Origin of the sequence: Paenibacillus oenotherae (assembly GCF_019443105.1) — a bacterium.
Taxonomy (GTDB): domain Bacteria; phylum Bacillota; class Bacilli; order Paenibacillales; family Paenibacillaceae; genus Paenibacillus_Z; species Paenibacillus_Z oenotherae.
On record NZ_JAHZIJ010000008.1, the window covers coordinates 188,509 to 200,116 of the forward strand.

The window sequence follows — 11,608 nt, forward strand, 5'->3', positions numbered from 1 at the left end:
CCATCATGAAAATCGATCTTCACGCGCATATCAAGCTGAGCAAGAAAACCGAGTTTTCGATCGAATATTTTCAGGCATCCATTCAGGAAGCGGCTCTAAATGGCCTTGACGCCATCGCCATGACGGAGCATTTTAACACCTTCCGGTTTCATGATATCTACGAGGCACTGGACAGTCACTACACCTACACAGAGGATTATTACGATGTTGACGGCTTCAAGGTGTTCCCGGGCATGGAGGTGGACGTTCAATTCGGCGGCCATATTCTCGTCATCGGCTCAAGAGAAGCAGTACTGGAATTGCGTTCAAGGCTGGAGCCGCATACGGCGGCAGACAATTTCGTAGCCTTCAGCCAGCTGCTCGACTGGTGTGACGAGCTGTCCTTGCTGAGAATCGGGGCGCATCCGCATCGGGAGAGCAATCCTCTGACTCAGCATGATCGCGACACGCTCAGGCGGCTCGATTGCTTTGATCTCAATGCCAAGGATCTGCACACATACGGCCCGGCAATGCGGGAGACTGTGATGGAGCTCGGGCAGACGATTGGCCTACCGGTTGTGGCAGGCAGCGATACGCATCATCCCCTTCAATTCGGCAGTGTGCTGAACGAGCTGGATGCTGCCTACAGCAGAGTGTCCGATCTCACGGCTTGTCTGAAGGAGGGCCGTTACCGCATCGAGGTCTCCGCCTGCCTGGAGACGAAAGTGAAGGCTGCCAGCCTGGTCAAGAAACTGTTGAAGCAGAGCGGAGCGGCTGATGTGGCGCAGCGGATTGGAAAATAGGATATGAAGGGTTACAATGAGGGTATTGTTATCGCAGTCATCTTGCTGGTTAGTAACTCTGTGGGAGGATACCCATATTGAATAAGCTCGAATTCGAGATTCCCGTTCATCAAATGTCCAAAAGCCAGAGGAAAATAGCCGATTTCATCATGAAGTCAGCTGAACGGATTCCCTTTTATACGGAAGAAGACATCGCGGTCAAGGCCGGTGTCAGCATCGCCACGGTGTCACGCTTCTGGCGAATTATCGGATACGACAACCTGAAGTCGTTCAAGAAATATTTGCAGGAGACACAGCACTCGACCCCGGCCCGGAAAATGCAGCATGTGCTGGAGCAAACCGACCGCGAGGTTGTAGGGCGGATGATCACCTCAGCGGCGGTCAATCTGGAAGAAACGGCGAAACGGATATCCCGCGATGCGTTCGACCGGGCGGTAGAGGCGCTGAACGCTGCTGATACTATATACGTGCATGGGCCGGGCTCCACCTCCTGTCTGAGCGACTTGCTGCGGTTTCGCTTGAACCGGATCGGAATGGAGGTCCGGATTATGGCTCAGAGCGGGCATGAATTGCTGGAAAGCCTCGTTCACGCAGGCCCGAAGGATGTCGTTCTCTTCTTCGGCTTCGTCCGCAAATCTCCTGAAGCAACCGTCATTCTGGAACAGGCATCCGAATCCGGCTATACGACGATTCTGGTGACGGATCTTCTGCTGTCTGACATGATCGACGACAGTCATATCGTCCTTCAAGTGGATCGGGGGGATGCGGACGCCTTCCATTCCCTCGTCGCTCCGATGACGATTGTGGAGAGTCTGTCCGTATCCTTAGCCGGGCAGCGTGGCGAAGCGGCGATGGATAAGCTCAAGCAGCTTCATGCGATGCGCAAGCAGTATGCTACCTTGCTGCCCAAGTAACAGCTCGCGGTATGGAGCTGGAACGTGGATGAACGGCGGCGTTTCTAGCTTCGCACCTCATTCAAGCACGCCTGAACAGCTTGCAGCACGATTTCCGGTTCGGACATCTGCGGGAAGTGTCCGCTTCGGGAAGCCAGAATGTGCCGGCCCTGATTGCTTAGTTTTACAAGATCCTTCTGGTTGGCTTTTCTTATCTGAAAGGCATGCTCGGGCATCATCGGCGGCTTCTTGCCCCCGGATACCACGAATAAAGGGACATGGGGGAAGGGGCCTGCCAGCCTTATTTGCTTTGCCGTCTCTTCTACGAACTGAACCTCGTTCCACTTGCGATGGGAAGAAAGAGAATCAAACATCCTGAGGATGCGGTTAATGCCCCGGATGAATGCATTCTGGGTGTCATTGATGAGCAGATCCTGCGGATGGCTGGAATCGAGCAGCACGACACCCGCGATTTCATCTGGATATTGGCGGGCAAACAAGTTGGCATACAGCCCCCCTAGAGAGTGTCCAACCAGAATATAAGGAGGACGGAGACCCACTCCCTGGAGCAGCTGTCTAAGCGAACTCACGATCTGATCCCCGTGCTGAGGACTTGAAGGCTTATCGCTGCCCCCTACTCCTAAACGGTTATAAGCGAGCACCGTCGTCTCCGCAGCCAGTTCATGAAACACTTTGTACCACCCTTCAATAGGCCCATTTCCTCCGTTAATAAGAATGACGGCAGGGAATCCTTCACCGGCTTGCGCATATTCTATGCTGCCGCTCGTCGTTAGAACTTTCTTCTTGGGAATCGGCTTCATTTGACCACCTCTTTATTTTGCATACTTACGCGAACTTCCCCTAATATAGCCTACTAAGCTTACCACCCGATTAACTAGAGATTAACGATAGTTAAACTATTTCACCTGGCTGCCGCCCCGTATCCGGGACAGCATATCCGCCCCACCAAGGGGGTTCCCATGCTTAGCGCAAGAATGCACTCTAATCCACGACAACCATCTGCGATTGACTCCGTGTCGGCACGGAGAGTACGGAGAGTACGGAGAGTATGGAGAGTACGGAGAGTACGGAGAGAGCAGGAAGCCTGCGTAAGTGCAGGAATTCCGGTCAAAAAAGAGCCGTAGGTGCAGAAAGCCTGCGATTGTGCAGGAATATAAGACGAAATCGACCGATAAGGACAAATTCGGACGAAATGCCTGCACTCTGGCAGGCAATTCATCTTCAGCAGCCTGGAACGAGAAGAAAGCCTGCGCTACCGCAGGCTTATGTGATTGACTCTGTGTGGGCACCGATAGCACCGATAGCACCGATAGCACCGAGAGCACGAAGAGAGCAGAAAGCCTGCGTAAGTGCAGGAATTCCGGTCAAAAAAGAGCCGTCGGTGCAGAAAGCCTGCGATTGTGCAGGAATATGAGACGAAATCGACCGATAAGGACAAATCCGGATGAAATGCCTGCACTCTGGCAGGCATTTCTTCTTCAGATGGCTGGAACGAGAAGAAATCCTGCGCTATCGCAGGCTTTCTTCTCGTTTAGGGAGTCGTGGAGGATACTTGTTATTTCTTCACAATAGGAACCCAGACCTCGCACCGGTAGTCTTCCGCTGTCGTATCTCCCGGCGGGTAGACCTCGATCTCGGGACCTCCAGAATGCTCATAGCCGGTAGCGGGGAACCACTCTTGAAAGATACGGCAAATGGTGTCCTGGATAGCTCCGGGCATCGGCCCGACTGAAGTGAAGATCGCCCAGGTGTAAGCGGGGACCACAGCTGTAGTGAACCCTTCTGCAAGAGCGGCCTCGTCGACATTGGATTGGCTCGCGATCATATAGGTGAAATCCTCGCTGCCAGGCTGCATGTCCAGTACAATGCCCAACAGGTTGTTGTCCTCCCCGATGGAAACGAGCTTGTCGATGGTGCCGTCCTGATGGCAAGCACCCCAAAATGTCGGAATCTCCCGGGTATTATCATTGTTCTGGCATGTGGTTCGAAACGCTCTGCCGACGACCTTGAACGCCTCTTGTTCTACAATTCGATAATCCATATCTTTGTCTCCCTTCAGCGATAGGTGGAAAGAGATGCGGGGAAAGGCTTTCAGGCTGACGCCGGGGCTGCGAGCCTCGGAGGGCGAGATGCCGTGGACTTTGCGAAACGCCTTGGCGAAGGACTCCGGGGAATCGTAGCCGTACTTGAGTGCAATATCGAGCACCTTGGAGGAGGACATCGCAAGCTCCTGAGCGGCTAGCGTCAATTTGCGCTTGCGCGTATACTCGGCCACGGTCATTCCGGTCAACATATGGAACATGCGCTGAAAATGAAACGGGGATGAATATGCCGCCTTGGCGATCTCCTCGATATCCAGCCGTTCCTCCATCTTCAGCTCCATCAGGTCCAGAGCCTCTTTCATCCGTGTAAACCATTCCAACTCGCATCATCTCCCTGCATTTCTTATCCTACCATCCCGATCAAAGGGCAGCCTGTCATTGCGTGCTTTCTGCGAACAGATCATCTGCTGCTCTCATGAATTGGTGTAAGGAGAACTTCCGCCATCTTGAATCCAGATTGCCGATCTCAGTGGCGCCATCATTCCGCTAGAGCGGGCAGGGAGATGTTCAAATATACGTTTATTGCTGTAAGCGGGAATTTTCTAGTTTCAGCGAGGCAGAGTGGAACAAGAGACGCGCTGTTAGCCGATAGATCCATCTTATAGTTGGCAAAGCGCCGCTGAATCTTCTTCAACTATCGTTGTAAGCGGGAAATTCCTTGCTTCAGTGCTGAACGGCGGAATGGAATGCCGCTCTAAGCCGGAACAACCCGCTTACAGATGCCGACAGCCGTCGTTGTAACTGCGGGGTTGACGGGGGTGGGCGCTCTGAGCCGATCATTCCGGCGGATGGCACATGCAGGCGAAGGGATTCACATGCGTACTTTTCTGAAAATAATGTTTTGCGGTGCTGGATTAACGATTAAATCGCTATTCTTATCGAATACAGGTGATGTGTAATTGCTTTGATCGTAATGGCCTAACGCCTCGTACCGTGAGGCGGCGGCAGTATCTGAGAGGGAATATTGGGTGAAGTGAACGACCAGCAATCCTTGCGGATTGACCAGCCCATCGAGCTCGATAATCTGCTGTTCGAATTTCTCAAAGGGATAGATTTTTTTAAGACTGCGGATGCCTTTCTCCGCGATATAATGGGGCTTGCGCTGCAGAACAGCCATACAGAAGATGGCGTCGAAAGGCCCGTGCTTCTGGATTTCATCGCGTGTGGAGTAGATGAAGGTGATTTTGTCGTCCACAGGACGGCTGTTGCATACTGCCAGGCTGTTCCTGTTAATTTCCGCGCCAACGATATGCGCAGTCGGAAAATATTGACGAAGAGTCAGCACTTCTTCGCCTGTCGAGCAGCCATAAGACAGGATCTTCAGTTCTTGCTTGCCATCAAAATAGTCACGACACGCCGCAAAAATATCCGGATAGCGATCCATAAAGGTGCGGGACGTCGTTTGGTGGACATTTTTGGAATTCAGCAGCCGCATGAGAAGAATAGAACGATAGTCCGCATTGACACATACACGTATCGCGCTTCGGGCGCCATTCCATATCATTGACAGGGTGGACACACCGAATCTGACAAAGGGATTTCTGGAAGAGCGGTGCAGCTGCACCGTCTGCTTCGCAGTTCCGATCATTCCCGAACGATAAGGCTTTATATTCATGATTTCCCTCCCTGGCACAACTGCAATTCAAGCTCTGATGCCGCAATTAGCGGGTTCCTTCCGCCCTTGTTCCTTCATCTGATCCGGTCTAATATCATCTGGTACCTTCAACATAACAAGATATTTCCATTTCTGCAATAGGAGCAAGGGAGCATTAGCTGCAGCTGTGCGACGGGTTCTAAGGAAGCTGAACATAGAACGACGTCGCTTCATTCGGCATGCTTTTGGCGTAAATTTTCCCCCTATGCTGCTCCACAATCGATTTGGCTATGGCCAATCCGAGGCCGTATCCGCCGTGCTTGCGCGAACGGGATGGATCAGCGCGATAGAAGCGGTCGAAGATTCTTTCGAGATGCTCGGGCGCAATGCCTTCGCCTGTATTGGTCACCTTCAGCAGCACATCGTTATGACGCTTGGTGAGGGTGAGGGTTATCGTTCCTTTGGAAGGGGTGTACTTGATGCTGTTATCCAGAAGGATCATGACCACCTGCCTGATCTGCTCGCTGCTGCCGCGCACGGTTAAGTCAGGCTCAATCTCATAGCTAAGCGATATATCCTTCTCGAAGATAACGGCCTCCATCGTAAGTATAACGCCTTCGACGGCCTCGCTTATGTTAAAGCTGGTGTAGATCATACTGGCTCTGGAATCGTCCATTTCGGTCAAATACAACAGATCGCCAGTCAATGTCTTCATTCTCTCTGTCTCTGATTTGATATGGTGTAGCCACTTGGATTGATTCTGAATCGTATCCTCGCTATTGGATAAGAGGACGTCGGCGTTGGTGGTGATGACGGCTAACGGCGTTTTCAATTCATGGGAAGCATCGGCGATAAACTGCTTCTGCTTATTGAATGCCTCCTTGACCGGGGCGATGGAGCGGTTCGCGAAGAAACGGCTCGTGAAGAAGATGGCGATAAGCATAACCAATCCGACGATAAGGAAGGTATAGATAAGATTCGTTATGATTGTCTGCTGGGCGGTGACATCCAGATAGACGATGAAATACCCGGCATCATTCTGCTGCACCGTGTACGCCCATGTATTGCCATCCAGGTTGAACTGCCCGTTATTCGCTCCGCTCGAAGCAGCCTCATCGCTCGCAAGCTCGAAGAAATCATCGTCCATATCGAAACGGGAGTTCGTGGCCGTAACGTTCCACTGGGCGTCAGTCTGCAAGGAAAAGGAAACCGAACGTTCCGGCGGCGGGTTCGTTTTGCCAACAGGCTGCTGCGGCAGGCGATTCCCGCCATCAGGACGGGCCTCACCGGGATTGCCCTCAGGCTTGTGGTAAAATTCCGACACTCTATGAAGCTCCATATCGATATCGTTGCGGACGTTCTGATAGGTTATGGTATAGATCGAAGCAAAGGCCAGGAGCATCATGAAGGAAATGGTGACCATATTGACGATAAGAAACCGGTTCCGAAGCTTGGTGAACATTATTCAGTCGCCTCCAATACATAGCCTACGCCTCTAATGGTATTGATTCGAACCGATGAGTGCAGGAAAGCGAGTTTCTTTCTCAGGAAGGAGATGTACACTTCAACATTGTTATGTTCAACCTCCGAGTCGAAGCCCCACAGCTTTTCGATAATTTGCTCCTTGGAGGCCACCGCATTTTTCCTCGATATGAGCAGCTCCAGAAGTTCGCATTCTTTTAAAATCAGCTTGAGCTCCTTCGTCTTGCAGGTCAGTTTAAGATTCGATGTATTCAATTCGATATCTCCGAACTTCAACGCATCCTCCGGCAGCACCTCGCCCTTGCGTCTTAAAGCCGCCCTTATTCTTGCCAGCAGCTCCTCCGTCGAGAACGGTTTGGCTACATAGTCGTCCGCGCCGTAATCGAGCCCGGAGATTTTATCGGAAATTTCTCCCTTGGCGGTCAGCAGAATGACGGGAGTGGAGATTCCTTTGCTGCGGATCGTCTTCAATAAAGTGATGCCGTCCATCTCGGGCAGCATAATGTCAAGCAATAGCAGATCATAGATGCCGCTCAAAGCGTTATCCAGCCCGGATTGGCCATCATGTACGGCATCGACGGAGTAATGATTCTTTTTCAAAATTTGGGTTAACGCCTCCGCGAGATGAATCTCGTCTTCTACGATCAATATTCTCATGTCCGCTTCCCCTTTGCGTCATCGTGGTAAAGCTGCTCTACATGATCATTATATAAATAGAACCTTTAATCAACCTTAATCGCAGCATCAGGCTGTACGCGGGCAAAAATATTCGGGCATCTTCGGACATTTAAGATTCATTAAAGGTTCCCGCTCTAAGATACAGTCATGGAACGGCGATAACATTCGTCCACATGAAAGGAGCGCGACCGATGGCGATAGAGGTGTTCAACCGGTATGAAAGCAAATATCTCATGGATAGCAAAGCGTTCTATCATATTTATAATCGTTTGCTTGAATATATGGAGCTGGATGAATACAACAGGAACGATAAGTTCTACTCCATAAGCAATATTTATTACGATACCGAGCATGACTCCTTGATCCGCAATAGCCTGGCGAAGCCCAAATACAGGGAGAAGCTCCGCATAAGAGCCTACGGCATCCCGGAAAAAGACGCCAAAGTGTATTTGGAGCTCAAGAAGAAGGTGTTTGGCCTTGTAAACAAGAGGAGGACGGCGCTCAAGCTGAATGAAGCGTATGATTTCGTCCGAACAGGGATGGAGCCGGAATTCAGAGAGGGGATGAACAAGCAGGTCATTCAGGAAATCCGTTATTTTCTGCAGCGATATGATTTGCAGCCCAAGGTGTATCTGGCCTATGACCGAATTGCTCTGTTCTGCAAGGACAGCCGCGATCTGCGTGTTACGTTCGACACGAATATCAGATCAAGGCGGCATGACGTCAAGCTGGAAAACGGCGACTACGGCGAAGAGCTGCTAGGACGAGGGCAATGGCTGATGGAAGTGAAGGCGGAGAAGACGATTCCGCTCTGGCTGTCCAGACTGCTGTCGGAGCTTGGCATGTTCCGGACGAGCTTCTCCAAGTATGGCAATGAATACAAGCAATGGAGCAGGAACGAAAAATTAGCGGGGGAGCGTATTCTTTTATGATTGAATCTATTTTTGCTTCGGCGGCGGCGAATTCGGAGCTGACATTAACCGATGCTTTACTAACCATCTTCATTGCTATCGCACTGGGCGGAATCATCAGCTTTACTTATATGAGAACACAAGCCGGGTACACGCAGAATTTCGCATTGACGTTGATTGTGCTGCCCGTAATCGTGGCCATCATCATCCTGCTGATCGGCAGCAACATTGCCAGAGCGTTCAGCCTTGCCGGAGCATTCTCCATTATCCGGTTCAGGAGCGCCCCGGGCGATCCCAAGGATATCGCGTTCGTTCTTTTTACGATGGCGGCTGGCCTTGCGTGCGGTGTCGGAGCGTTCGGCTACGCTGCTTTGTTCACAGTATGTCTCTGCTTGCTGATGTTCTTCCTGAAGGCCATTAACTTCGGGGCTAAGAAGTCGGCGCAGAGAATGCTGAAGGTTACGATCCCGGAGAATCTGGGGTATGAGGAAGCCTTTGATGAGATTTTCAAACAATTTGAGATTGATTACGAATTGAGGAAGGTTCGAACAACCGAGCTTGGCAGTCTGTATGAGGTTGTATACGCGGTTACAATCGGCGAGCGCACGAACCAGAAGGAATTTCTGGACGCCGTCAGATGCAGGAATGGCAATTTGGATATTACCCTGACGATGAGCCCAGCCCCATCGGCTGAATACTAAAACAAGAGAGGATAGATAAACATGAAACATTCATTCTGGAGTATGAAAGAACTAGGTATCATTCTATTATGCGCTGTTCTATTGACGGCATGCAGCACGGATTCGGCAACAACTTCCAATGGCGGGGATTCATCCACGGCAGCGGTTCAATCGGGTGAAGCGGCTTCCGGTCAGGAGCTGGCCAGCATCGATTTGACCGGGGAGATCGAGTACGACGATGATGACGCTTATACGGACTGGGCTGCGGCGAATCCGACCAAGATCACGCTGAATGGCGCCAATGCAAGCATCGATGGCTCAGGAGCAAAGGTGGAGGGCAGCAAGATTACGATCACGTCGGCAGGAACCTATGCGGTGAGCGGGAAGCTGGACGACGGCGGGATTGTCATCGATGTGCCGGACAAAGGAGTCGTACGCCTGGTATTAAACGGGGCGGAGATTCATAACAGCACCACCTCGCCAATCTATGTTGCAGAGGCAGGCAAAGCAATTCTTACTTTGGCAGAGGGAACGGAGAACCTGGTGTCGGATGGAACGGATTACGTTTATTCAGGTGAAACCGCTGGGGAGTCCAAGGGTGAGTCTTCTGGTGAATCCACGGGCGAGTCTGTGGGTGAGTCTACAAGAGAGTCTACGGACGAATCAACGGATGAGCCCAAAGACGAATCCGCGAATCAGTCTACGGGTGAATCAACGGATCAATCAACGGATGAGCCTAATGCGGCGATCTTCAGTAAGGATGATCTGACGATTAACGGTATCGGCAAGCTCGTTGTGCAAGCCAACTATAATAATGGGATAACAAGCAAGGATAAGCTGAAAGTAATGGGAGGAACGCTGGAGATCAGGGCCGTTGACGACGGTATGATGGGACGTGATCTGATAGCTGTCAAGGAGGGCAATATCACAATCGAAGCAGGCGGACATGGAATGAAAACGACGAACGACACAGCGGGCTCGGAAGGAGTCATCGCCATTGCGGGCGGTACGTTCAACCTGAAATCCGGCGAAGATGCCATACACAGCAAGGGCGGCATTGGGATCACGGGAGGAGATATCCGTATAGATGCCGTTGACGATGGCATTCACGCGGACATAGCGATTGCCATTGCAGGCGGTACGGTCGATATCGCGGGCAGCAATGAGGGAATCGAAGCCCCGGCGATCGCGATCTCGGAGGGGACAATAAACGTTGTTGCAAGTGATGACGGGGTGAATGTTGCAGGCGGGGACGCCGCCGCCACGGAGGGGGAACCCGGCGCCGGCGGTCCATCCGGCGCTGCTTCGTCCAACAAGCTAACGATCAGCGGCGGCTATTTGACCGTCGAAGCGCAAGGCGACGGTTTGGACGCGAATGGCTCGATCGCGATGAGCGGAGGGACGGTCATTGTCAACGGCCCAACTGCGAACAATAACGGCGCCCTGGATTACGATGGCACTTTCGAGATAACAGGCGGAACCCTCGTTGCCGCCGGAAGCTCTGGCATGGCCCAAGCAACGTCGGAGCAATCGACGCAATCCGGTCTGCTGATGACTTATCCGCAGACTCAGCAAGCAGGCACGCTGGTTCACCTGGAAGATAGCGATGGGAACGCCATTATTACCTTCGCTCCATCGAAAGAGTATCAGTCCGTATTCGTTAGTTCACCGAATCTGAAGAAGGGTGCCTCCTATACCCTCTACTCAGGAGGAACATCGACAGGCAGCGCAGCGAATGGTCTCTATGATGGCGGTGAGTATCAAGGTGGTACGAAGGTGGTCGATTTCGAGACTTCAACGACCGTAACCTGGTTGAATGAGTCGGGAGTTACCGAGGGCAGAAGCGGGATGGGAGGTCCCGGCGGCGGTGGTCCTGGTGGCGGCGGCCCCGGACAGAGAGGGGACCGGATGCCACCCGAAGGCGCTGGAGAGCGTCCACAGCAGATGCAACAGGTGCAGTGATGCCATAGGTGCGCCGATGTAGGTGCAGTGATGCAGTATGTAATGATACAGTGGATGCATCCATGCAGTAGGTGCAATGATGCAGTAGATGCAGTAGATGCAGTAGGTGCATGGATGCCATAGATGCAATAAATGCATCTATCCACAAGTGAATAAGCTGGCGCAGAGCGCCAGCTTATTTCTGTTGATGAGCCGTCTCGCCCGAGGTTAAACGGCGAACATTCCTGCGAAAACGCACGCTTTTTTTCGTTCTGGGTAGCGTCAAGAAGTTTGTGTAAGCTTGTAGATATATCCATCGGGTGTTGGTGGGGGTGGAGGAATCCGCCCCCGCCATAGTGGTTTAACTTTCGATCCGAGGATCCGACTGAACAGAATCCGAGGAATAGCGCTTTTCAAACATCTCATTAAGTTTTTGTTTGACAACGGGATCGCCAAAACCTGGGATGACACGGTTCTCAAAACGTTCGTTGTAGGCGATGGTGTCCAAGTATACAATTTTTTCT

The 11,608-nt window shown here is 51.8% G+C and carries 10 protein-coding genes; 5 read left to right on the forward strand and 5 right to left on the reverse strand.

Annotated elements, in window-relative coordinates; all coding sequences use genetic code 11:
- The first annotated feature begins 5 nt into the window (after positions 1-5).
- Together K0T92_RS13675 and K0T92_RS13680 are read left to right on the forward strand one after the other, a co-directional pair.
- The gene (locus K0T92_RS13675; protein ID WP_219873040.1) at positions 6-782 is read left to right on the forward strand and encodes a PHP domain-containing protein; all 777 of its coding nucleotides are present in this window, start codon (positions 6-8) and stop codon (positions 780-782) included.
- 77 nt (positions 783-859) lie between these two features.
- Entirely contained in the window at positions 860-1,696 is an 837-nt protein-coding gene (locus K0T92_RS13680; RefSeq protein ID WP_219873041.1) for a MurR/RpiR family transcriptional regulator, read from the forward strand.
- Positions 1,697-1,740: 44 nt separating this feature from the next.
- Here the strand turns inward: K0T92_RS13680 and K0T92_RS13685 are convergent, their stop codons facing one another.
- The 5 genes from K0T92_RS13685 to K0T92_RS13705 form a co-directional block, all read right to left on the reverse strand.
- Positions 1,741-2,496 (reverse strand): alpha/beta fold hydrolase, encoded by a 756-nt coding sequence (locus K0T92_RS13685; RefSeq protein WP_219873042.1) that lies wholly within the window; start codon positions 2,494-2,496, stop codon positions 1,741-1,743.
- Positions 2,497-3,251: 755 nt separating this feature from the next.
- The gene (locus tag K0T92_RS13690; RefSeq protein WP_219873043.1) at positions 3,252-4,118 is read right to left on the reverse strand and encodes an AraC family transcriptional regulator; all 867 of its coding nucleotides are present in this window, start codon (positions 4,116-4,118) and stop codon (positions 3,252-3,254) included.
- A gap of 491 nt (positions 4,119-4,609) precedes the next feature.
- Positions 4,610-5,413 carry a class I SAM-dependent methyltransferase gene (locus K0T92_RS13695; RefSeq protein WP_219873044.1) on the reverse strand — a complete coding sequence of 268 codons (804 nt, stop codon included), beginning with the start codon at positions 5,411-5,413 and terminating at the stop codon, positions 4,610-4,612.
- Between the two features lie 178 nt (positions 5,414-5,591).
- On the reverse strand, positions 5,592-6,854 hold the full coding sequence (locus K0T92_RS13700; protein WP_219873045.1) for a sensor histidine kinase: 1,263 nt from the start codon (positions 6,852-6,854) through the stop codon (positions 5,592-5,594).
- Complete coding sequence (locus K0T92_RS13705) at positions 6,854-7,531, reverse strand: response regulator transcription factor (protein ID WP_219873046.1); 678 nt, start codon at positions 7,529-7,531, stop codon at positions 6,854-6,856. The genes K0T92_RS13700 and K0T92_RS13705 overlap by 1 nt, the downstream gene beginning before the upstream one ends.
- Positions 7,532-7,743: 212 nt before the next feature.
- Here K0T92_RS13705 and K0T92_RS13710 point away from each other — a divergent pair, with 212 nt between their 5' ends.
- From K0T92_RS13710 to K0T92_RS13720, 3 genes are read left to right on the forward strand one after another with little or no spacing between them, the layout of a single operon-like run.
- Positions 7,744-8,484 carry a polyphosphate polymerase domain-containing protein gene (locus tag K0T92_RS13710; protein ID WP_219873047.1) on the forward strand — a complete coding sequence of 247 codons (741 nt, stop codon included), beginning with the start codon at positions 7,744-7,746 and terminating at the stop codon, positions 8,482-8,484.
- A complete protein-coding gene (locus tag K0T92_RS13715; protein WP_219873048.1) occupies positions 8,481-9,164 on the forward strand; it encodes a DUF4956 domain-containing protein in 684 nt (227 codons plus the stop codon). Before K0T92_RS13710 ends, K0T92_RS13715 begins: the two co-directional genes overlap by 4 nt.
- A 21-nt stretch (positions 9,165-9,185) precedes the next feature.
- The gene (locus K0T92_RS13720; protein WP_219873049.1) at positions 9,186-11,105 is read left to right on the forward strand and encodes a carbohydrate-binding domain-containing protein; all 1,920 of its coding nucleotides are present in this window, start codon (positions 9,186-9,188) and stop codon (positions 11,103-11,105) included.
- The last annotated feature ends 503 nt before the right edge of the window (positions 11,106-11,608 follow it).